This is a genomic window from Vibrio marisflavi CECT 7928 (genome assembly GCF_921294215.1).
GTDB lineage: Bacteria > Pseudomonadota > Gammaproteobacteria > Enterobacterales > Vibrionaceae > Vibrio > Vibrio marisflavi.
This window is the reverse complement of the sequence record NZ_CAKLDM010000002.1, coordinates 2,706,276-2,728,775: the sequence shown is the minus strand read 5'-3', so window position 1 is coordinate 2,728,775 and position 22,500 is coordinate 2,706,276. Positions and strand designations below refer to the sequence as shown.

19 protein-coding genes, 5 tRNA genes and 3 rRNA genes are annotated in these 22,500 nt (G+C 45.9%); 17 read left to right on the top strand and 10 right to left on the bottom strand.

The annotated features are described in order from the left end of the window. Window positions 1-24: 24 nt before the first annotated feature. Window positions 25-291, bottom strand: coding sequence for a YihD family protein (locus L7A31_RS19300; protein WP_237363370.1), 267 nt, complete (start codon window positions 289-291; stop codon window positions 25-27). Between the two features lie 544 nt (window positions 292-835). Between L7A31_RS19300 and L7A31_RS19295 the strand changes: the two genes are divergently transcribed. Next, entirely contained in the window at window positions 836-1,618 is a 783-nt protein-coding gene (locus L7A31_RS19295; protein ID WP_237363369.1) for a sporulation protein, read from the top strand. 72 nt (window positions 1,619-1,690) lie between these two features. Beyond that, on the top strand, window positions 1,691-2,341 hold the full coding sequence (trhA, locus tag L7A31_RS19290; protein WP_237363368.1) for a PAQR family membrane homeostasis protein TrhA: 651 nt from the start codon (window positions 1,691-1,693) through the stop codon (window positions 2,339-2,341). Here the strand turns inward: trhA and L7A31_RS19285 are convergent. From L7A31_RS19285 to def, 6 genes are all read right to left on the bottom strand, one after another. Next, complete coding sequence (locus L7A31_RS19285; RefSeq protein ID WP_237363367.1) at window positions 2,338-2,895, bottom strand: DUF3157 family protein; 558 nt, start codon at window positions 2,893-2,895, stop codon at window positions 2,338-2,340. The two genes, trhA and L7A31_RS19285, sit on opposite strands and share 4 nt — an antisense overlap. Window positions 2,896-2,918: 23 nt before the next feature. Continuing rightward, window positions 2,919-4,364 carry a TrkH family potassium uptake protein gene (locus tag L7A31_RS19280; RefSeq protein WP_237363366.1) on the bottom strand — a complete coding sequence of 482 codons (1,446 nt, stop codon included), beginning with the start codon at window positions 4,362-4,364 and terminating at the stop codon, window positions 2,919-2,921. A gap of 12 nt (window positions 4,365-4,376) precedes the next feature. Continuing rightward, window positions 4,377-5,753 (bottom strand): Trk system potassium transporter TrkA, encoded by a 1,377-nt coding sequence (gene trkA / locus L7A31_RS19275; protein ID WP_237363365.1) that lies wholly within the window; start codon window positions 5,751-5,753, stop codon window positions 4,377-4,379. 62 nt (window positions 5,754-5,815) lie between these two features. Next, entirely contained in the window at window positions 5,816-7,093 is a 1,278-nt protein-coding gene (rsmB, locus tag L7A31_RS19270; RefSeq protein ID WP_237363364.1) for a 16S rRNA (cytosine(967)-C(5))-methyltransferase RsmB, read from the bottom strand. A gap of 78 nt (window positions 7,094-7,171) precedes the next feature. Further along, window positions 7,172-8,119, bottom strand: coding sequence for a methionyl-tRNA formyltransferase (gene fmt / locus L7A31_RS19265; RefSeq protein ID WP_237363363.1), 948 nt, complete (start codon window positions 8,117-8,119; stop codon window positions 7,172-7,174). A 33-nt stretch (window positions 8,120-8,152) separates the two neighbouring features. Further along, a complete protein-coding gene (gene def / locus L7A31_RS19260; RefSeq protein ID WP_237363362.1) occupies window positions 8,153-8,674 on the bottom strand; it encodes a peptide deformylase in 522 nt (173 codons plus the stop codon). A 162-nt stretch (window positions 8,675-8,836) separates the two neighbouring features. Here def and dprA point away from each other — a divergent pair, with 162 nt between their 5' ends. The 3 genes from dprA to L7A31_RS19245 are packed head-to-tail and all read left to right on the top strand — an operon-like array spanning window position 8,837 to window position 11,039. After that, window positions 8,837-9,961: a DNA-processing protein DprA gene (dprA, locus tag L7A31_RS19255; RefSeq protein ID WP_237363361.1), complete on the top strand. Its 1,125-nt coding sequence runs from the start codon at window positions 8,837-8,839 to the stop codon at window positions 9,959-9,961. After that, window positions 9,958-10,434, top strand: coding sequence for a DUF494 family protein (locus L7A31_RS19250; protein WP_284676617.1), 477 nt, complete (start codon window positions 9,958-9,960; stop codon window positions 10,432-10,434). Before dprA ends, L7A31_RS19250 begins: the two co-directional genes overlap by 4 nt. A gap of 29 nt (window positions 10,435-10,463) precedes the next feature. Next, window positions 10,464-11,039 (top strand): DNA topoisomerase family protein, encoded by a 576-nt coding sequence (locus tag L7A31_RS19245; protein ID WP_237363360.1) that lies wholly within the window; start codon window positions 10,464-10,466, stop codon window positions 11,037-11,039. Window positions 11,040-11,077: 38 nt separating this feature from the next. Here L7A31_RS19245 and L7A31_RS19240 read toward each other — a convergent pair whose 3' ends face one another. Both L7A31_RS19240 and purE read right to left on the bottom strand, forming a co-directional pair. After that, window positions 11,078-12,193 (bottom strand): 5-(carboxyamino)imidazole ribonucleotide synthase, encoded by a 1,116-nt coding sequence (locus tag L7A31_RS19240; RefSeq protein ID WP_237363359.1) that lies wholly within the window; start codon window positions 12,191-12,193, stop codon window positions 11,078-11,080. A 4-nt stretch (window positions 12,194-12,197) separates the two neighbouring features. Further along, window positions 12,198-12,683 carry a 5-(carboxyamino)imidazole ribonucleotide mutase gene (purE, locus tag L7A31_RS19235; RefSeq protein WP_237363358.1) on the bottom strand — a complete coding sequence of 162 codons (486 nt, stop codon included), beginning with the start codon at window positions 12,681-12,683 and terminating at the stop codon, window positions 12,198-12,200. Window positions 12,684-12,884: 201 nt separating this feature from the next. On the opposite strand from purE, the gene tsaC reads away from it, so the two are divergent. The 4 genes from tsaC (at window position 12,885) to L7A31_RS19215 (ending at window position 15,591) form a co-directional block, all read left to right on the top strand. Continuing rightward, window positions 12,885-13,442 (top strand): L-threonylcarbamoyladenylate synthase type 1 TsaC, encoded by a 558-nt coding sequence (gene tsaC, locus L7A31_RS19230; protein WP_237363357.1) that lies wholly within the window; start codon window positions 12,885-12,887, stop codon window positions 13,440-13,442. Window positions 13,443-13,459: 17 nt separating this feature from the next. Continuing rightward, window positions 13,460-14,377 (top strand): oxygen-dependent coproporphyrinogen oxidase, encoded by a 918-nt coding sequence (hemF, locus tag L7A31_RS19225; RefSeq protein WP_237363356.1) that lies wholly within the window; start codon window positions 13,460-13,462, stop codon window positions 14,375-14,377. A gap of 123 nt (window positions 14,378-14,500) precedes the next feature. Then, a complete protein-coding gene (gene aroE, locus L7A31_RS19220; protein WP_237363355.1) occupies window positions 14,501-15,334 on the top strand; it encodes a shikimate dehydrogenase in 834 nt (277 codons plus the stop codon). Further along, window positions 15,331-15,591: a DUF1488 family protein gene (locus L7A31_RS19215; protein ID WP_237363354.1), complete on the top strand. Its 261-nt coding sequence runs from the start codon at window positions 15,331-15,333 to the stop codon at window positions 15,589-15,591. The genes aroE and L7A31_RS19215 overlap by 4 nt, the downstream gene beginning before the upstream one ends. Window positions 15,592-15,598: 7 nt before the next feature. Here L7A31_RS19215 and L7A31_RS19210 read toward each other — a convergent pair whose 3' ends face one another. Further along, entirely contained in the window at window positions 15,599-16,144 is a 546-nt protein-coding gene (locus L7A31_RS19210) for a gamma carbonic anhydrase family protein (protein WP_237363353.1), read from the bottom strand. 492 nt (window positions 16,145-16,636) lie between these two features. Between L7A31_RS19210 and L7A31_RS19205 the strand changes: the two genes are divergently transcribed. From L7A31_RS19205 to L7A31_RS19170, 8 genes are all read left to right on the top strand, one after another. Then, a 16S ribosomal RNA gene (locus tag L7A31_RS19205) occupies window positions 16,637-18,181 on the top strand. Window positions 18,182-18,271: 90 nt separating this feature from the next. Continuing rightward, window positions 18,272-18,347 (top strand) — tRNA-Glu (locus tag L7A31_RS19200). 2 nt (window positions 18,348-18,349) lie between these two features. Beyond that, window positions 18,350-18,425, top strand: a tRNA-Lys gene (locus L7A31_RS19195). A 44-nt stretch (window positions 18,426-18,469) separates the two neighbouring features. Beyond that, window positions 18,470-18,545, top strand: a tRNA-Ala gene (locus L7A31_RS19190). A gap of 39 nt (window positions 18,546-18,584) precedes the next feature. Continuing rightward, window positions 18,585-18,660, top strand: a tRNA-Val gene (locus tag L7A31_RS19185). Window positions 18,661-18,971: 311 nt separating this feature from the next. Next, window positions 18,972-21,861, top strand: a 23S ribosomal RNA gene (locus L7A31_RS19180). A gap of 116 nt (window positions 21,862-21,977) precedes the next feature. Further along, window positions 21,978-22,093 (top strand): 5S ribosomal RNA (gene rrf / locus L7A31_RS19175). Together the 16S, 23S and 5S rRNA genes with 5 tRNA genes alongside form the textbook arrangement of a ribosomal RNA operon. A gap of 69 nt (window positions 22,094-22,162) precedes the next feature. Further along, a tRNA-Ser gene (locus tag L7A31_RS19170) sits at window positions 22,163-22,253 on the top strand. The last annotated feature ends 247 nt before the right edge of the window (window positions 22,254-22,500 follow it).

Sequence of the window (22,500 nt, the reverse complement as noted above, 5' to 3'; positions counted from 1 at the left end):
CGCATGAACAGGTACTGTTGGTTGCTAGGAAATAATGCCTCTGGCTTTCAAAATAGCAGTTTTAAAATCTTCTTCGTGATCTTTTTTCAAGCCGGGGATTTGTTCTTTGCTGTCACTATTACGCATTTTTAGATGATAAATGAGCACGTCGTCAGTCAGCTTAGCAAGGTCGTCTTTATAACCAGCTTCTTGAGAAAGCTTAGTGATAAACTCGAGTAAGTTTAAATCGGAGTCTTGTAGCCAATCGGACTTCAATAGATCCAGAAGTTCATTGATTCTGTGTTGATTCATTATTAGTTCCTAGTCACTTTACTTTGCGCCTTAAAATATCAAACTGGTATTGAAATACCAATGGAGTTTGTGTGCTTTTAAGTTTGAGCAAGTAGATATAAAAAAGCGCAGAGGGTAACTGCGCTTTCATCATGAGGTATTACATCGAGAACTATGTACTACTTTTTCTTGGCGACTGGAGTCGTAGCGAAGCCACTACGACGCGCAGCACTTCGACTATTGTGTGCAAATCTAATAGGCGTGTGGTGCATTGGTTTACCTAAATCTCCGACAATCCGTTGTCAATTCATAGGCCTGAATAATAATGAGTTGAACTTCTACAGCAAAACGAAGGGTGGCTCTTCTGGCTTCGGCCAATCCAAATCACTATCCAGGAACTCTTGATATACGAAAACATATATCGCGAGAATGGTAGCATTTAATATAGTCTTGATCGATAGTTAAACAATTAATCTTTAGTAAAGATACTAAAATAGTGAAATAGGTCCATTGAGTTGCGATAGTAAACCAGATTAATATCAATAGTACCTAAATGGAGGTGTCGATGTCGTTTATAAATAAAACCCTCTCAAGCTTTGGAATTGGCTCGGTCAAAGTAGACTCTGTGCTGCGCCAAGATGTCATTTTTCCTGGGAAAAAGGCCAATATTACTATTCACCTTTATGGTGGAAGTGAACGGCAGGAAATTGAAAACATTCACTTAAGGTTGTGTTGTCGTTATATCAAAGAGGCGTTAGACGAAAGTTCTGACGAACTTAAACGAGCACATGAGCACTATACGCTTTTGACTTGGGATCTCCCGTACTCCTTTGCTATCTCACCTCGTGAGACACGTGACTTTGATGTTGAGCTAGATATTCCTTGGAATACCCCTATCACCATAGGAGACACTAAGGTTTGGATTCAAACTGATGTGGATATAGCGAAAGCGCCCGATCCTACAGATAAAGACATACTGACCGTTCGCCCGGATCCATTGATGGATGGTATTTTCTCTGCGTTAGAGAATAAAGGCCTACGTATTCGGCAAGTTGAGTGTGAGGCAGTAGAAGGGTTTCCATTGCCGTATGTGCAAGAGTTTGAGTTTGTTCCTATCGATGGCCCGTATCATGGCTGTTGGCGCGAGCTAGAATTGGTTTGTCACTACTCCGATGAGGATGTGCAAATGTGGTTTGAGATAGATAGAAATCGTAAGGGCACTAAAGGCATGTTAGCGAGTTTGCTGAGTGAAGGTAAGCTGACACACCACCTATCCATTCCTTTATCGGCTAGCGCAGAGCAAGCGGGAGACACGGTCATTAGCTATTTGGAAGAGACGTACCTTTAGCTGAAAATTTAACTTACACGTGTAAGCTAAATGTGTGATACTGAGCTGCGGATTTGGCCGATGAGGTGTGCCATGAGTTCAGTATCAAACAGTTATACGCCGAAAGAAGAGCTGTTGAACGCTTTGACTCACGGTGTCGGCTTGATAGTCAGTATTGCTGGATTGGTGCTCCTTCTGATTAAAGCCAATCAAAGTCATGCGGATACTTTGAGTGTCGTGAGCTATGCCATATACGGCTCAAGTATGGTTCTGCTTTTTTTAGCTTCAACTCTTTACCACTCCGTTCCTTCTCCCAAAGCAAAGCGCTGGCTGAAAACGCTAGATCATTGCGCGATTTTTCTTCTTATCGCAGGTAGCTATACACCGTTTATGCTGGTCAGCTTACGTACACCTCTCGCCGTGGGCTTGATGGTGGTGATTTGGTTGCTCGCAATTGCTGGCGTGATACTTAAAGTGATTTTTGTTTATCGATATAAAAAGCTATCGTTAGCAACATACTTGGTGATGGGTTGGCTGTCGCTAATCGTCATATATCAGCTGGTGCTGCATTTACAGGTTAACGGTATCATTTTATTAGCTGCGGGAGGCGTAGTTTATTCGGTTGGCGCTATTTTTTATGCGGCCAAAAAGCTTCCTTACAATCATGCTATTTGGCATTTGTTTGTGTTGGGAGGCAGTGTTTGCCACTACCTCGCCATTTATTTGTATGTGACTCCAGTCTAGCGAGTCACCACCTGAGTGATAGCAGCTGATATCTTATACTGCTTCAGCTTATTTACATCTAATGAGATTGTTCTTCCTTCACTTTGGCTTTGCGGCCTTAAGTAAGTGTCAGCCAGTCGTTTTATTGATTCCCAGACATTGACAGTTTGTGTTGTTAGAACATTTCCTTGAGCATCAGTAATAGTAATATCCAGTGTCACCAAGATGACTGACTCCGTACCTTGGTTCGTGATTGATGTTGGAATAATGAGCTTGCCAGATTGGTATTGTAAGGCGCCCAGTAGCACATCTACACCAGACTTCTCTAATTGTAGAGTTGGTTTGTTGGCGCCAAGTATGGTGAGCGAGCTACTTGGCTGTTGTTTAATAACCGGAATCGTTGGGACAGCCGAAGCTGGCTTTGTTTCTTGCTTTTTCTGGCTATCTGTTTGGACATACTGCCAAGTAAAATTATCGTTGAGCTGCACTTTACGTCCATCTTTAAGTACAACAACCTCGCTTGCATAACTTAGCGGGGCAATCATTAGTAAAAGTAGTATTAGTCGTCTTTTCATAGTTTTGTTGCCAGCAACTTACACTAGCGTCTCCAAAAAGCAGGGAAGAATAACACCAACAAGGTGAGTATTTCTAAACGACCCATAAGCATGCCAAGACTAAGAGCCCATTTAGCTGCATCTGGGAGAGGTGCGAAGTTTCCGGTTGGTCCAATAATTGGTCCCATACCCGGCCCAACATTAGCAACAGCAGTTATTGAGCCCGAAATACTTGTCACTGGATCTAAGCCTAGCGCACTCAGAAACGCAGAAAGTCCAATGATGGTAATAAAGTACATCAAAGTAAAAGCAACCAAAGAGCGCACGATATCATCTGTTACTGGTCGGCTATTGTATTTTTGTACAAAAACACCTGATGGATGAATCAGTTTCATCATCTGTTTTTTAAGAAGCGTCATGGCAATTTGGAAGCGGAAAATCTTAATGCCGCCCGCTGTTGAACCAGAACATGCGCCTATCATGAGTAACACAGCAAAAATAGTGGTGGGCAGTGCGCCCCAAGCTGTGAAGTCACCAAGGCCATAGCCAGTAGTGGTAAGAACTGACACTACATTGAACATTGATAATCTAAGTGCGTCTAGTGGATGATAGCCGTCTCTTAAGGTCATCCAAATCGCAATAGACAAACTAGAGATGAGAACTAAGTAGAAAAAGCCTTTTACTTGTTCATCAAGGAGTACAGTTTTGGGCCTGCGCTTTTTGATGGCGGTTACAAATAGAAGAAACGGTAAGCCGCCAAGAAACATAAACAAGGTGCCAACCCAGTCAGCAGCATGAGAAAAGCGATTCATCGAACTGTCTGTTGTAGAGTAACCACCGGTGGATAGAGTCGTGAATGCGTGGTTAATCGCATCAAACAAACTCATACCTGCAAGCTTGTAGCCTAGAATACACAATGCAGTGAGTACCAAATAAACGGCAACAATATTTTTTGCCACTGTTTTTGCTCTTGGGCTGCTTTTGTCTGACCAATCTGAGGATTCGGTTTGGAATAGTTTCATACCACCGACGTTTAGCATCGGTAAGATGGCAACAGCCATAACAATAAAGCCGACACCACCAATCCACTGCAATATCGAGCGCCACAAGATGACACTTGGCGCCATGCTCTCAAGCCCGCTAAGCACCGTTGAGCCCGTTGTGGTAAGGCCAGACATGGTTTCGAAATAGGCGTCTGTGAAACTAATGTGGTTGATAAAAACAAACGGCAGTGCCGCGAATATGCTGGTGATCATCCAGACTAAGCTGGTGATCAAAAACATGTCACGTACATTGAGCTTAAATGATTTGGTTTTACCAAATGACAAGCATATAAGTGAGACAATGTGAGTAATGATGACCGCTTTGGCGAACTCGATAAATCCGCCTGTTCCGGTAAAAAATGCCACAACAGTCGGGACGTACATAAATAAAGCCAGTTTTGATAAAACTAGCCCTATAACAAACAGTACTGGACGAAAGTTGACCATAGTAATTTCAACCTAAAGGAAAAATGGACTTGGTTGGAATAAAGCTTCTACATCAGGCACGTACTTTTTGTCGACCAAGAACATCACAACGTGATCATCTTGCTCTATCACGGTTCTATCATGAGCAATCAATACTTCTTCGCCACGGACAATAGCACCAATGGTGGTACCCGGAGGCAGTTTGATGTCACTGATAGCTCGGCCGACAACTTTAGAGGTGGTTTCGTCACCGTGCGCAATGGCTTCGATTGCTTCTGCCGCGCCGCGACGTAGAGAAGATACATTCACGATGTCCGCACGACGTACATGGGTCAGTAGGGCTGAAATGGTCGCTTGCTGTGGAGAGATGGCCACATCAATTGCTCCGCCTTGTACCAAGTCTACGTAAGCTCCTCGTTGGATGAGCACCATAACCTTCTTGGCGCCCATTCGTTTAGCAAGCATTGCCGACATGATGTTGGTTTCATCTTCGTTGGTTAGCGCGATGAATACGTCTACTTGGTCGATATTTTCTTCTGTGAGAAGTTCTTGATCGGCGGCATCACCACAGAATACGATGGTATCTTCCAGCTCTTCCGATAGCTTTTCTGCCCGTTGGTAGTTGCGTTCAATGAGTTTTACGCTGTACGACTGCTCAAGCCTTTTCGCTAAGCTTGCACCAATGTTACCGCCACCAACTATCATGATGCGACGATAAGGTCGCTCAAGGCGTTGCAGTTCACTAATGACAGAGCGAATATGGTTACTCGCAGCAACGAAAAATACTTCGTCATCTGCTTCGATAACCGTTGTACCTTGAGGTCGAATTGGTCTGCCTTGGCGGAAAATCGCCGCAACGCGAGTATCAATGTGAGGCATGTGCTCGCGTAGAGCGGAGAGAGCGTTACCGACTAAAGGACCCCCGTAGTAAGCTTTAACAGCAACTAAGCTAACTCTTTCTTCGGCGAAGCTGACGACTTGCAATGCGCCGGGATACTGAATCAAGCGCTCAATGTAGCTAGTCACAAGCTCTTCGGGTGCAATGAGGTGATCAACAGGAATAGCGCCAGATTTAAACAGAGCGTCTTTTTCCATCAAGTATTGCGGAGAGCGAATACGGGCGACGCGGTTGGGAGTATTAAACAGAGAAAAAGCGACCTGACAGGCCGCCATATTGGTTTCATCCATGTTGGTTACAGCAACAAGCATATCGGCATCTTGTGCCCCCGCTTCTTGTAAAACATGAGGGTGACTGGCGTAACCATTGACGACCCGCAAGTCATATTTGTCTTGTAACTCACGTAGCCGCTCGTTGTTTTTGTCAACAATGGTTATGTCATTGTTTTCACCCACTAGGTTTTCCGCGAGTGTTCCGCCGACCTGACCTGCACCAAGAATGATGATTTTCATATTGAATTCTCTAGCTTATCCTTAAATACCATGAATCTTTTGTCTACGAATGGCTATGTTGATCAGCTCTTTTTGATAACTGCATAGTAGAAACCATCCATATCGTCTTCTCCAGGCAATATTTGTCTCCCTGGATTCGACTTGTCGCTGCCGGTTAACTCGGCATCGGCCGTTCTTGCTAAGAAAGCTTTCACTTGTTCTGCGTTTTCTTGCGGTGTGATGGAGCAAGTCGCGTAGACCATGGTGCCACCCGATTTTAACTGCTGCCACATCGCATCAATGATTTCGCTTTGCAATGTTGCAAGGGCTGATATGTCTTCCGCGCGACGCAGCCACTTGATGTCTGGGTGCCTGCGAACAACACCTAATGCAGAGCAAGGCGCATCGAGAAGAATTCGGTCAAATTTATCGCCAGTCCACCAATCTTGAGGGTTTCTTGCGTCGCCACAGATCACTTGCGCTTTTAAGTTTAAACGCTGCAGGTTTTCCTGTACTCGCTTTAAACGAGTCTCATCGCAATCTAGTGCGACAACCTGTACATTGTCGTTGCGTTCTAGAATGTGAGCTGTTTTACCGCCGGGTGCGGCGCAGCAATCCAAGATAAGTTCGCCAGCTTGTGGTTGTAAATATTCTACAGATAGTTGAGCGGCAGCGTCTTGCACAGAAACCCAGCCTTGCTCGAAACCGGGCAGCTTAGTGACATCACAAGCATTCGCTAGCTTGATAGCATCGCGTGCTTCTGGGTGTGCGATACCTTCGATATCTTGCTCGCTCAGCAACTCAAGATACTCGTCCCTTGTATGATGCTTACGATTGACTCTTAGCCACATTGGCGCTTTGCAATTGTTCGATTCAACGATGTTTTGCCATTGTTCCGGATAACTTTGTTCTAGCAGCTTGAGAAGCCAACTCGGGTGGGCATATTTACCTGCGTTGTGGCTAACTGAAAACTGATCCAGCTCTTGTTGGTTGCGTTGGTAATTTCTCAAGACCGCATTGATTAAACCTCTAAGGCGGGGGCCTTTGAGTGTTTTCGTTGCCTCTACCGTTTCTCCCACAGCAGCATGAGCTGGAATACGCATAAAGCTCAGCTGATAGATGCCCACGAGAATCAAATGATGAAATACCCGCTGCTTTCCTCTCAGAGGTTTATCCATCAATTTCCCACTAATAGACTCTAGACGCGGCAAGTAACGCAAAGCGCCGTAGCAAATTTCTTGCAATAGAGCATGGTCTCTAGGTTTGATGGATTGCTGTGCGGAGGGAAGAGCTGAAGATAGAGAAACGCCTTTATCTACAACTTGATATAAAACGTTGGCAGCGGCAGCGCGAACATTCATAGCTGTTACCTTAAAGTAGAGGACATCTCTGCCCTGAAATGACGGCCTGCCGAAGTCATATTGCGGCAGGCTTTATGACTAGTTTAGTTGAGTACCGACGGCAAACCAGTCTGAGCGTGAGTTCAATATGTCTTGTACAGACATCGCCTTTTTGCCTGGAATTTGAATAGATTCAAGCACCAAAACAGATTCACCAGTGGCGATATAGATTCCTGTTTTGTCAGCTTTAATCACCGTTCCCGGCGCTTGTTCACATGTCGTATTCTCGACGCGGCTTTGCCAAACTTTAACGTTGTTGTCGGCAACGGAAAAGTGACTCATCGGCCAAGGGTTAAATGCGCGCACACAGCGTTCAATGTGTTCAGCGTTGTCATTCCAATCGATCTTTGCCTCTTGTTTTGACAGCTTCTGAGCATAATTAGCAAGAGCCTCGTCTTGTTTGATTGGCTTAACTTTATCTGATGCGATATCTGACAGTGTCTTAACGAGTGCATTAGGGCCAAGCTCAGCAAGCTTTTCATACATAGAAGCGCTGGTGTCATGAGCTTCAATCGGCAGAGTAGCAATATGCAGCATATCTCCAGTATCAAGGCCGATGTCCATCTGCATGATGGTGACACCTGTTTCTTTATCGCCAGCCCAAATAGAGCGCTGAATAGGAGCTGCGCCACGCCATCTAGGCAATATAGATCCGTGTACGTTAATACAGCCTAGCTTCGGTGTATCGAGCACCGCTTGGGGCAGCAGTAAGCCGTAAGCGACAACCACCATAATATCGGCGTTGAGGTTAGCTAGCTCTTGCTTAGCTTCGTCAGACTTGAAGTTTTCTGGTTGATATACTGGAATATTGTGCTCTAGTGCTAGGCATTTAACTGGGCTAGCAGTGAGCTTCTTTCCTCGACCCGCAGGGCGGTCGGGCTGAGTATAAACAGCAACAACTTCATGCTGTGAAGACAATAACGCCGCCAAATGTCTGGCGGCGAAATCAGGAGTACCTGCAAATACAATTTTTAAAGACGAGCTCAAGGTAGGCTTCCTTATAACTAAAGGGTAAACAAGTTACCCTTTGTTGGCTTGTTTTTCGTTATAACGCTTAATTTTGGCGAGTTTGTCTTGGATGCGCTTACGTTTCAGCGGCGATAGATAGTCGACAAACAGCTTACCTTCTAAGTGATCCAATTCATGCTGAACACAGATTGCTAATAAGTCGTCAGCATCAAAAGTGAATTCTTTGCCGTCACGATCGAGCGCTTTTACTGATACTTCTGCAGCTCTTGGCACAAGAGCACGCGCTCCAGGGACAGAAAGGCAGCCTTCTTCGATACCGTCATCACCACGTTTTTCAGTGATCTCTGGGTTAATCAGCACCATTGGTTGATCACGAGTTTCAGAGACATCAATCACAACGATTCTTTGATGAAAGTCGACTTGGGTTGCGGCTAAACCAATCCCTTCTTCGTCGTACATCGTTTCGATCATATCGTCGATAAATTTTTGAAGTTCTGGGGTCACTTCTTTGACCGGTTTAGCGACAGTGCGTAGGCGATCGTCGGGAAACGTTAATACTTCTAATACAGACATATACACTCAAATAATTGAATTCTGCCGAAACGGCGTAAAATAACTGGGTCAATTCTAGACATTCTACCAGTCAAATGACAGCATGCCAAAAGTATAATTTTTCACTTCTGCGTCCATTTTTCAGCAACACGTTTACATTTGTCTTAATTTTAGGAAGATAGGTTGAACGAACACTATTTATCGGCATGGCTAACGCTCGCTCTAACACCAAGGTTAGGCGTTAAATCATTATCTCGGCTTTCGACTTTTGACGACATTGAACACATAGTTCGCTACGACAGCAACTTACTAGCAAAAATTGGACTTACTCAAAAGCAGATCGCTTACATTCAAGATATTGCGCCTAGAGAGGTAGAGAAATGTTTAGAGTGGCAAAGTCAGTCAGCAGAAAATCGCATATTGATCCCAACCGATAATCATTATCCTTCACTTCTCAATCAGCTTAGTTCCCCACCACCAATTCTCTTCTCCAAAGGAAACAGTGAAGTGCTTGAGCTTGCACAAATAGCTATGGTGGGAAGCCGACACGCGAGTAGGGAAGCTCTACAAACCGCCCATGCTTTTGCAAAGGAGTTCGTTGAACAAGGTTTAGTGGTAACAAGTGGTTTAGCATTGGGCATTGACGGCTATGCCCATGATGGGGCACTGAAAGGGGGCGGCTCAACGGTAGCAGTGTTGGGTTCTGGGCTCGAGCAAATTTATCCAAGCCAACACAAAGCTCTCGCTCAGCGTATCCTCGACCAAGGTGGCGTACTTGTTTCAGAGTTTTTACCGCAAGCAAAAGCAAGATCAAATCATTTTCCTCGCAGAAATCGTATTATCAGCGGCCTGTCTGTGGGTGTCTTGGTTGTGGAAGCTGCGGAAAGAAGTGGTTCGCTCATTACCGCAAGGTATGCGGCTGAACAGGGGCGAGATGTTTTCGCCATTCCGGGCTCTATTCATAACCCTAATAACCGTGGGGCCAATCAGCTAATAAAATCAGGAGCATGTTTAGTACAAAAAGCGCAAGATGTCCTAGATGAAGTTGAAATATTAGTGAACTGGTCGATAAATAATAATAAAAGCGTGAAAGCGGTACTTTTTGATAAAAATGATGCGCAAGAAGAATTGCCATTTCCTGATCTGTTAGCTAACGTAGGAGTAGAGGCTACGCCAGTTGATATTTTAGCGGACAGGACCAATATTCCTGTGCATGAAGTCATGATGCAGCTCTTGGAGTTAGAACTCCTCGGGCATGTTGTTGCAGTTTCCGGTGGCTATATTAGAAAGGGGAGGGGCGAGCTATGATGATGGACATACTTATGTATTTGTTCGAGACGTACATCCATAGTGATGCGGAGTTACAGGTCAATCAAGACGAGCTCGAAGATGAATTGTTAAGAGCAGGGTTTCACCAAGAAGATATCTACAAGGCCCTCCACTGGTTAGAGGGGTTAGCAGCATTACAACAAAGCGATACTCACTCAGCTATCGCAACCAGTGCAGCCACATCTACACGTATTTATACCCGCACCGAAATGTCGAGGCTCGATTTAGAGTGCCGCGGCTTTTTAATGTTTTTAGAACAGATAAAAGTTCTCACAACTGAGATTCGCGAAATGGTTATCGACCGAGTTATGGGGCTCGAAACCAATGAGTTTGAATTGGATGATCTGAAGTGGATTATCTTAATGGTGCTATTTAATGTGCCGGGTAATGAGAACGCCTACACGCTAATGGAAGAGCTGTTGTACACCAAAGAGCAAGGGATTTTGCATTAAAGATAGACGGCCCTAAAGCTCTAGAAGTTATGAGTAGTAAAATCGATCACCAGCTTTTCAGTGCTCATGAGCACGCGTTAGAAACCGAGAGTTGCCCTCAGTGTGGAGGGCAATTGCACATGAAGTACGGCAAGAGAGGTGCGTTTCTCGGCTGCAATCATTATCCTCAATGCGATTACATGCGCCCACTGCATCAAAATGATGGCCATGTAGTGAAAGCATTGGGTGTTGCTTGTCCTGAATGTGGCCAAGAGCTGGTGCTTCGGCAAGGTCGATACGGAATGTTTATTGGTTGTAGCCATTATCCAGAATGTCATCACATTGAAAGTCTAGAAAATCATCATCCGCAAACTCAAGAATCAGAGCCGACCTGCCCTGAATGTCAAAAAGGACACATCGTTGAGCGCAACAATCGCTTCGGCAAAGTGTTTTATTCTTGCGACAACTACCCAAAATGTCGATTTGCTGTGAATCAGCAACCTGTGATTGGCTCCTGCGAAGTGTGCGGTTTTCCATTGCTAATAAAGAAGAAGCTAGCAAGCGGTGACAGGTATCAGTGTGCAGATAAAAAATGCCATCATATACAACAAGAAAAGGTGTCATAACGACACCTTTTTAGTTCAATAACGTATCAACTTACTTGTTAGTTGAAGCGCTGCATTGCCGGAAAAGCTTTATTATCGAGCACATCTGCTAACAAGGCTAACTTCCTATCTAGCTCCGCAGTGTATTCTGCGCTAACGTTGATGTGCCCCATCTTACGTCCGGCACGCTTGTCTTTGCCATACCAATGAATGTGGCAACCTTCGAGCTTGAGAAGTTCTTCTGGTAATGTGTCTTCACCCAAGATATTAATCATGCAGGTTGGACGAACAAGCTTAGTGCTTCCCAATGGCAGGCCGCATACTGCACGCAAGTGGTTCTCAAATTGACAGGTTTCTGCACCTTGCTGCGTCCAATGTCCAGAGTTGTGTACACGTGGAGCAATCTCGTTAACGAGCAGCTCGCCGTTAACATCAAAGAACTCAATAGCCAGCACACCAACGTAGTCCATAGTTTCAGCTACGGCAGTAAACATCTGTTTTGCTTTCTCTTGTAACTCGATATCGTTGATCGGAGTCGATAGGCTTAACACGCCATCAGTATGGACATTTTCTGCCAACGGATAAACTGCAACTTCACCTTTGGCATTGCGCGCCCCAACAAGAGAAACTTCACGATTGAATGGTACGAACTCTTCTGCAACGATGGCCTGTTTGGTATCGGCTAAGCATTCTTCCATTTCACTCCAAATAGAGTCCACATCAGCTTGCTCTTTGAGTCGCCATTGACCTTTGCCATCGTAGCCACCTAAAGCTGTTTTCAATACCATAGGTACGCCAACGGTTTCGATTGCCGACTCAAAGTCCGCTTTGTTTTTAATAACGTGATACTTGGCGTTTTTAACTTGCGCCTTATCTAGTAGCGCTTTTTCGATTCTTCTGTCACCGCCAGTCAATATGGCTTGCATGCCGGGTAGGAATTTACCGCTTTTTTCGCAAACTTCGAGCACGTCTTGGGGAATGTGCTCGAATTCAGCAGTAACCACGTCAGCTTGTGCAATTGCGTTCTCTAAGCCATCACCAATATGAGCCTGAGTTAAAGGGTGAACGATTTTACCGCTAGCCACATCAAAAGCGGTAATGGAAAGATTGAGAGGTGCACCGGCTAATGACATCATCCTTGCTAGTTGTCCCGCACCCAATACTAAGACTCGCATTTGATTAGTCCTCTGCTGGATTTGGGTTAGCCAATACCGTCTCGGTTTGCTGTGCGCGGAAAGCTTCCACTTTCCCCATCACTTCTTCATTGTGCGTACCGATGATTTGAGCAGCAAGAATACCTGCATTGGCTGCGCCTGCTTCACCAATAGCTAATGTGCCAACTGCAATACCCTTTGGCATTTGAGCAATGGATAGTAGAGAGTCCATTCCGTTAAGAGCACGGGATTGTACTGGAACGCCGAGAACAGGAAGGCTAGTAAATGCTGCAGCCATACCCGGTAGATGCGCAGCACCACCTGCGCCAGCAATAATCACTTTGATTCCACGTTCTTTTGCGCTTGTAGCGTAATCTGCAAGAAGCTGTGGAGTGCGGTGAGCGGAAACAACTTTAGTCTCGTACGCAACACCGAACTGGTCCAGCATATCCGCTGCTAGTTTCATTGTTGGCCAGTCAGATTTAGAACCCATGATAATACCGACAGTCATCTCGAACTCCTTCGTTTATGGTAATAGGCGAGCTGATAATTTGAGCGCATTATACGGCGAAATAAATTCTAAGCAAACGTTTGCGTCTTCCGTCGCACAGGTTTTCTTTTATTGCTGCAAAATTAAACTTTCGCCTGGTTGCTTTTTGTCGTTAAACTTAGCGCTATTAGAACGAAATATACAAATAGTGAAGGTGAATCAGTGTCCGATCTTCAACAGGCTGTGCAAGCATTGCAGCAAGGAAAAGTTATCGCGTATCCAACTGAAGGGGTATTTGGTGTGGGTTGCGATCCTGATAACTCGCAAGCTATCGAGCAATTGCTAGCGATCAAGCAGAGGCCAGTAGAAAAAGGTCTGATTTTAATCGCAGGAAACTTCGAGCAATTAGTACCATATATCGACTTGACTCAACTCAAGGCCGAACAGTTAGAGAAAGCAATGAATACGTGGCCTGGACCGGTTACTTGGATTATGCCAGCAAGCGAAAAAGTCACTCAATGGGTATCTGGTGAGTTTTCCACTATTGCAGTACGTGTCACTGATCACCCATTGGTACAAGCGCTGACTAATGCTTTCGGCAAACCAATTACTTCAACCAGCGCAAATCTATCTGGTCTTCCACCATGTAAAACAACTGAAGAAGTCATGGATCAGCTTGGAGAGCAGCCTCTCGTCGTTTTAGCTGGCAAAACGGGTGGTCGTGAGAACCCAAGTGAAATAAGAGACATCAAAAACTCGAAAGTTTTACGTCAAGGATAAGGCAGAAAAGGCGAACAATGACTTCAATAAATAAGCAAGCAGTAAAGCAATTCTTACTCGATCTACAAGACTCTATTTGCCAGCAGCTTGAATTGGCTGACGGACAAGCAAAGTTTGAAGAAGATGCGTGGCAGAGAGAGCCGGGCGAAAAGCTCGGTGGTGGTGGCCGTTCACGAATTATGACTCAAGGTAAAGTATTTGAGCAGGGTGGAGTGAACTTCTCACATGTGGAAGGAAGACAAATGCCCGCTTCTGCTACCGCTCACAGGCCTGAACTTGCTGGCAGAAGATTTGAGGCCATGGGTGTCTCTTTGGTCATGCATCCAAACAACCCTTATGTACCGACTTCTCACGCAAATGTACGCTTCTTTATCGCAGAAAAAGAGGGTGAAGAGCCAATCTGGTGGTTTGGTGGAGGCTTTGACTTAACTCCGTTTTACCCATTCGAAGAAGATTGCCAGCATTGGCATGATGTGTCCAAGCAGCTTTGTGCGCCTTTTGGTGATGAAGTTTATCCAGAACACAAAGCTTGGTGTGACAAATATTTTTATCTGCCGCATCGTGAAGAAACTCGTGGGGTGGGTGGTTTGTTCTTCGATGATTTGAATCATTGGGAATTTGAAAAGTGTTTTGATTACATTAAGGCAGTCGGACAAGGTTATACCCAAGCTTATATCCCAATTGTCGAGCGTCGCAAAGATACTCCATTTGGTGAAAGAGAGCGTCAGTTCCAGTTGTATCGTCGAGGCCGCTATGTTGAATTTAACTTAGTCTACGATCGAGGCACTTTATTTGGTTTGCAAAGTGGTGGTCGCACTGAGTCAATTTTAATGTCGATGCCGCCACTAGCGCGTTGGGAATACAATTATCAGATTGAAGATGGCTCCCCTGAAGCGGACTTATATCAAAACTATCTAAAACCCAGACAATGGTAAGTCTTGCAATAACCATAGCAGCTTACCCATCAAGCCAATGAATAACATTGAGGCTGGCTGAAGTTAGTGATAGTTTTCAAGCTTCGAACAATCATCGATAGTTAGCCAGCCTGAGGAAGCAAAATGACCAAGCAAACAAACCGTTATGCGGTATTTGGCAACCCAATTAGTCACAGTAAATCACCACAGATTCACACGCTTTTTGCTCAGCAAACTCAGCAAGAGATAATCTATACCGCTGAGCTAGCACCTGAAGATGGATTTACACAGTCGGCAGAGGCATTTTTCGCAAACGGCGGGCAAGGGTGCAACATCACAATGCCATTTAAGGGTGATGCTTATCAGTTTGCTGATTCATTGACTGAAAGGGCGGAATTAGCTGGTGCGGTCAACACTCTTAAAAAGTTAGACGATGGCCAAATTCTAGGTGATAACACTGATGGTGAAGGGCTGGTTCAAGACTTATTGCAAAACGGCGTGTCGTTTGAAAAGAAATCTATTTTGCTTATTGGAGCTGGCGGCGCAGCGCGTGGCGTTATAAAACCATTATTTGACCAGAAGCCAAGCCAGATCGTTATTGCTAACCGCACAGTAGAGAAAGCAGAGCAGTTAGTTGATAGGTTTAGTGCTTTTGGTGATGTAAAGGCTGCTAGCTTTGAGGAGGTAGCTAAGGGTTTTGATATCGTGATCAATTCAACATCAACCAGCTTATCCGACGAACTGCCGAATGTTTCTGATGCGATCTTTTCTAGTTGTGAGGTGTGCTATGACATGGTGTACAAGAAAGAGCTGACGTCTTTCAATCGCTGGGCTCAAGAGAATGGTGTTTTGAAAACATTAGATGGTCTTGGAATGTTGGTAGGTCAAGCCGCTGAAAGTTTCATGGTGTGGAGGGGTATTCGCCCAGAAACGACTATAGTGGAAGCTTCGCTAAGAGAAGAGCTACAGAACAAATGAACCAATCAATAATATTTCCAGACGAACAACGTTGGGATGAAGCGCTTGAGGCTATTGTTTTTCCTGTACAGGTGTCTGGTATGCTAGTGGAATGTATAGCTAAGAGTCAGGTTTTATCAAAGCTATCTGGAGAAAAGATAGAATCCGCACAACAAGCGATTGAATGCTTTAAGCAAGTGAGATTCGATGTTGAAGAGTTAGCTGAACAAGCGATAGAAGAAGAGGAGTATGACTCCTCTGGACGTATACAAATATAGTGTGCGTTTAAACAGGCTTCACTTGATGTAGATAGTCTTCTTTGTTTTGCACATAGTTATCTGATGATTTTTGTAGAAAGGCGCGCTCTTTATCTGTTAAAGGTCGCGCTTTTTTTGCAGGACTTCCAACATACAGATAACCACTTTCAAGTACCTTATTTGGCGCGACCAGACTTCCAGCACCGATCATTACCTCATCTTCTACAATAGCACCATCAAGAACGATGGCACCCATTCCAACTAAAACGCGGTTTTTAATAATGCAGCCATGAAGAGTGACTTTATGGCCAACGGTGACATCATTCCCAATAATGAGAGGGTATCCGTTCGGGTTTTCTTGGTTTTTATGAGTAACATGCAGCACACTACCGTCTTGTATATTGCTGCGTTGACCTATTGTTATAGAGTTTACATCTCCCCGAGCTGCAACAAGTGGCCAAATACTAGAATCGTCTCCAATGGTGATGTCACCAACAATAACAGCGCTACTATCTATATACACGCGCTCACCGAGTTTTGGCTCAATGCCCTTGTAACTACGAATAGAACTCATAATAAATCCTTAAAATTGCAAAGCTGGGTCTATTTAAGCGTAAAAGAGTAAGAAAAATAGCCTGTTTTGACCAGAAAATACTCAGATATAAAAAATATTAAAAAAATTGAAAAAAACGCTTGCCAACGTGACGCCGATCTCTATAATGCCACCTCGCTAACACGGGATGGCTTCAAACAAAGCAATCAACGAGTTAGCAAGGTCTACTAGCTAAGCCCAGTGCTTAAAAAAGTTTTGAAAAAAGTGGTTGACACTAAAACTTAAATCGCTAGAATGGCCGTCCGCTTTGAGATGAACTTCAAAGCATTGCTCTTTAACAATATAAACCTATCAATCTGTGTGGGCACTCGTTGATGATAATCAAATTAGATACTTCGGTATCAAATTAGGTTTCAATGAACTGAGTGACCAATTCAAGTCTTCGGACTTGGCACAGTCAATTCAAACATTACTTTATGTAATGTTCAGTATTCATTGAGCCGACAAAATCTTAAATTGAAGAGTTTGATCATGGCTCAGATTGAACGCTGGCGGCAGGCCTAACACATGCAAGTCGAGCGGTAACAGAAAGAAAGCTTGCTTTCTTTGCTGACGAGCGGCGGACGGGTGAGTAATGCCTAGGAAGTTGCCCAGTAGAGGGGGATAACCATTGGAAACGATGGCTAATACCGCATATTCTCTTTGGAGCAAAGCAGGGGACCTTCGGGCCTTGCGCTATTGGATACGCCTAGGTGGGATTAGCTAGTTGGTGAGGTAATGGCTCACCAAGGCGACGATCCCTAGCTGGTCTGAGAGGATGATCAGCCACACTGGAACTGAGACACGGTCCAGACTCCTACGGGAGGCAGCAGTGGGGAATATTGCACAATGGGGGAAACCCTGATGCAGCCATGCCGCGTGTGTGAAGAAGGCCTTCGGGTTGTAAAGCACTTTCAGCAGTGAGGAAGGTAGTGTAGTTAATAACTGCATTGCTTGACGTTAGCTGCAGAAGAAGCACCGGCTAACTCCGTGCCAGCAGCCGCGGTAATACGGAGGGTGCGAGCGTTAATCGGAATTACTGGGCGTAAAGCGCATGCAGGTGGTGGATTAAGTCAGATGTGAAAGCCCGGGGCTCAACCTCGGAAGGTCATTTGAAACTGATTCACTAGAGTACTGTAGAGGGGGGTAGAATTTCAGGTGTAGCGGTGAAATGCGTAGAGATCTGAAGGAATACCAGTGGCGAAGGCGGCCCCCTGGACAGATACTGACACTCAGATGCGAAAGCGTGGGGAGCAAACAGGATTAGATACCCTGGTAGTCCACGCCGTAAACGATGTCTACTTGGAGGTTGCGGTCTTGAACTGTGGCTTTCGGAGCTAACGCGTTAAGTAGACCGCCTGGGGAGTACGGTCGCAAGATTAAAACTCAAATGAATTGACGGGGGCCCGCACAAGCGGTGGAGCATGTGGTTTAATTCGATGCAACGCGAAGAACCTTACCTACTCTTGACATCCAGAGAACTTAGCAGAGATGCTTTGGTGCCTTCGGGAACTCTGAGACAGGTGCTGCATGGCTGTCGTCAGCTCGTGTTGTGAAATGTTGGGTTAAGTCCCGCAACGAGCGCAACCCTTATCCTTGTTTGCCAGCGAGTAATGTCGGGAACTCCAGGGAGACTGCCGGTGATAAACCGGAGGAAGGTGGGGACGACGTCAAGTCATCATGGCCCTTACGAGTAGGGCTACACACGTGCTACAATGGCGCATACAGAGGGCGGCCAACCAGCGATGGTGAGCGAATCCCAAAAAGTGCGTCGTAGTCCGGATTGGAGTCTGCAACTCGACTCCATGAAGTCGGAATCGCTAGTAATCGTAGATCAGAATGCTACGGTGAATACGTTCCCGGGCCTTGTACACACCGCCCGTCACACCATGGGAGTGGGCTGCAAAAGAAGTGGGTAGTTTAACCTTCGGGAGGACGCTCACCACTTTGTGGTTCATGACTGGGGTGAAGTCGTAACAAGGTAGCCCTAGGGGAACCTGGGGCTGGATCACCTCCTTATACGAAAGATTATTGCGATGAGTGTTCACACAGATTGATGGTTTATAAAGATTAAAGAGATGTTGAATGTTCCCAAACATTCAATCCAGTGTCCCGTTCGTCTAGAGGCCTAGGACACCGCCCTTTCACGGCGGTAACAGGGGTTCGACTCCCCTACGGGATACCATTGGGTCGTTAGCTCAGTTGGTAGAGCAGTTGACTTTTAATCAATTGGTCGCAGGTTCGAATCCTGCACGACCCACCATTTCAAGAGTTTGAGTCTACTTTTTAAAGTGGAAACAAATAAATGGGGCTATAGCTCAGCTGGGAGAGCGCCTGCCTTGCACGCAGGAGGTCAGCAGTTCGATCCTGCTTAGCTCCACCATCTTGAAACGTTCTACCACAAGAACGAAAAAACGAATGTGGGCGATTAGCTCAGTTGGGAGAGCACCTGCCTTACAAGCAGGGGGTCACTGGTTCGAGCCCGGTATCGCCCACCACTTTTCTCCATACCCATGAAGAAAAACTGCATCATCAGAATGTTTTCTATCGAGAATATTTGAATGATGTTTTATGCATCTTGCTCTTTAACAATTTGGAAAGCTGACGAATAACATGTGATTCATGTTATTCATTAAAAGTTCTCAAATCCTAAATCTGTATTGATTTAGGTACCAACACACATTCAAGTGTTCTTGGGAATAACTTTCGAGTTATTCATATTTGAGTCCGGCAATTATCAGTCTCAATCATGTTTAAATAAATTGAGACACCTTTAGTGTTGACCATACAAAACTCTTTTGGGTTGTATGGTTAAGTAACTAAGCGTACACGGTGGATGCCTTGGCAGTCAGAGGCGATGAAGGACGTATTAACTTGCGATAAGCGTAGATAAGGCAGTAAAAGCCACTTGAGTCTACGATTTCCGAATGGGGAAACCCACATGCATAAGCATGTATCATTAACTGAATACATAGGTTAATGAGGCGAACCGGGGGAACTGAAACATCTAAGTACCCCGAGGAAAAGAAATCAACCGAGATCCCGAAAGTAGCGGCGAGCGAAATTGGGTTAGCCCTTAAGCTTTTATTGCGTCAGGTGAAGTGTCTGGAAAGGCACGCGATACAGGGTGATAGCCCCGTAACCGACAGCGCAGCATAAGTGAAATCGAGTAAGGCGGGACACGTGATATCCTGTCTGAACATGGGGGGACCATCCTCCAAGGCTAAATACTCCTGACTGACCGATAGTGAACCAGTACCGTGAGGGAAAGGCGAAAAGAACCCCTGTGAGGGGAGTGAAATAGAACCTGAAACCGTGTACGTACAAGCAGTAGGAGCACCTTCGTGGTGTGACTGCGTACCTTTTGTATAATGGGTCAGCGACTTATATTCAGTGGCAAGGTTAACCGTTTAGGGGAGCCGTAGGGAAACCGAGTCTTAACTGGGCGCTCAGTCTCTGGATATAGACCCGAAACCAGGTGATCTAGCCATGGGCAGGTTGAAGGTTGAGTAACATCAACTGGAGGACCGAACCGACTAATGTTGAAAAATTAGCGGATGACTTGTGGCTAGGGGTGAAAGGCCAATCAAACCTGGAGATAGCTGGTTCTCCCCGAAAGCTATTTAGGTAGCGCCTCGGACGAATACTACTGGGGGTAGAGCACTGTTAAGGCTAGGGGGTCATCCCGACTTACCAACCCTTTGCAAACTCCGAATACCAGTAAGTACTATCCGGGAGACACACGGCGGGTGCTAACGTCCGTCGTGGAGAGGGAAACAACCCAGACCGCCAGCTAAGGTCCCAAATTATTACTAAGTGGGAAACGATGTGGGAAGGCTTAGACAGCTAGGATGTTGGCTTAGAAGCAGCCATCATTTAAAGAAAGCGTAATAGCTCACTAGTCGAGTCGGCCTGCGCGGAAGATGTAACGGGGCTAAGTAATAAACCGAAGCTGCGGCAATGCAATTTATTGTATTGGGTAGGGGAGCGTTCTGTAAGCCGTTGAAGGTGGACTGTAAGGTCTGCTGGAGGTATCAGAAGTGCGAATGCTGACATGAGTAACGATAAAGGGGGTGAAAAACCTCCTCGCCGGAAGACCAAGGGTTCCTGTCCAACGTTAATCGGGGCAGGGTAAGTCGACCCCTAAGGCGAGGCCGAAAGGCGTAGTCGATGGGAAACGGGTTAATATTCCCGTACTTCTTACAATTGCGATGGGGGGACGGAGAAGGCTAGGTGGGCCTGGCGACGGTCGTCCAGGTTCAAGTGCGTAGGCTTGAGAGTTAGGTAAATCCGGCTCTCTTTAAGGCTGAGACACGATGTCGAGCTACTACGGTAGTGAAGTCATTGATGCCATGCTTCCAGGAAAAGCCTCTAAGCTTCAGATTGTAAGGAATCGTACCCCAAACCGACACAGGTGGTCGGGTAGAGAATACCAAGGCGCTTGAGAGAACTCGGGTGAAGGAACTAGGCAAAATGGTACCGTAACTTCGGGAGAAGGTACGCTCTCGACGGTGAAGTCCCTTGCGGATGGAGCTATTGGGAGTCGCAGATACCAGGTGGCTGCAACTGTTTATTAAAAACACAGCACTGTGCTAAATCGTAAGATGACGTATACGGTGTGACGCCTGCCCGGTGCCGGAAGGTTAATTGATGGGGTTAGACTTCGGTCGAAGCTCTTGATCGAAGCCCCGGTAAACGGCGGCCGTAACTATAACGGTCCTAAGGTAGCGAAATTCCTTGTCGGGTAAGTTCCGACCTGCACGAATGGCGTAATGATGGCCACGCTGTCTCCACCCGAGACTCAGTGAAATTGAAATCGCTGTGAAGATGCAGTGTACCCGCGGCTAGACGGAAAGACCCCGTGAACCTTTACTACAGCTTGGCACTGAACATTGACCCTACATGTGTAGGATAGGTGGGAGGCTTTGAAACCGCGTCGCTAGATGTGGTGGAGCCGTCCTTGAAATACCACCCTTGTAGTGTTGATGTTCTAACTTGGCCCCATTATCTGGGGTGAGGACAGTGCCTGGTGGGTAGTTTGACTGGGGCGGTCTCCTCCCAAAGAGTAACGGAGGAGCACGAAGGTGGGCTAATCACGGTTGGACATCGTGAGGTTAGTGCAATGGCATAAGCCCGCTTGACTGCGAGAATGACAATTCGAGCAGGTGCGAAAGCAGGTCATAGTGATCCGGTGGTTCTGAATGGAAGGGCCATCGCTCAACGGATAAAAGGTACTCCGGGGATAACAGGCTGATACCGCCCAAGAGTTCATATCGACGGCGGTGTTTGGCACCTCGATGTCGGCTCATCACATCCTGGGGCTGAAGTCGGTCCCAAGGGTATGGCTGTTCGCCATTTAAAGTGGTACGCGAGCTGGGTTTAGAACGTCGTGAGACAGTTCGGTCCCTATCTGCCGTGGGCGTTGGAAGATTGAAGGGGGCTGCTCCTAGTACGAGAGGACCGGAGTGGACGAACCTCTGGTGTTCGGGTTGTCATGCCAATGGCATTGCCCGGTAGCTAAGTTCGGAATCGATAACCGCTGAAAGCATCTAAGCGGGAAGCGAGCCCTGAGATGAGTCTTCCCTGACACTTTATGTGTCCTTAAGGGTTGTTCGAGACTAGAACGTTGATAGGCAGGGTGTGTAAGCGTTGTGAGGCGTTGAGCTAACCTGTACTAATTGCCCGTGAGGCTTAACCATACAACACCAAAAGGGTTTTTGTGGGACTCAAACTAGAACATTGAATGTGTAGATAGAACGAAAACAGCTTTCCGAATTAAATCATAGAGTCGTATGACTTTATGATGAAGAATTTGCTTGGCGACCATAGCGTTGTGGACCCACCTGATTCCATGCCGAACTCAGAAGTGAAACGCAACTGCGCCGATGGTAGTGTGGGGCTTCCCCATGTGAGAGTAGGTCATCGCCGGGCTTTAATTATCGTTACTGCATTAGCATGTAACAACATCTTCAGTGTACTAATCTGATGATGACAATTTGTGGAGAGATGGCTGAGTGGTTGAAAGCACCGGTCTTGAAAACCGGCATACGTTAATAGCGTATCTAGGGTTCAAATCCCTATCTCTCCGCCACTTTTAAAGATTAAACCGCTGTTTTTTACAGCGGTTTTTTCGCATCTGAAGCCTCGAAAATCATCTTGCACATAAAGGTAGCACAGATGTACTTATTGAGACTCCCAAACAGCGTGTACTACACACGCATCGCCACCCCACTTTCACTGCGCAGCAGTGGCTATCCCAAAGAGTTTAAGTTATCTCTTCTTACCCGTGAGCGAAAAAGCGCCTAACTGAAAGCTAGGCGCCGGCGAAAGTAGCCAAA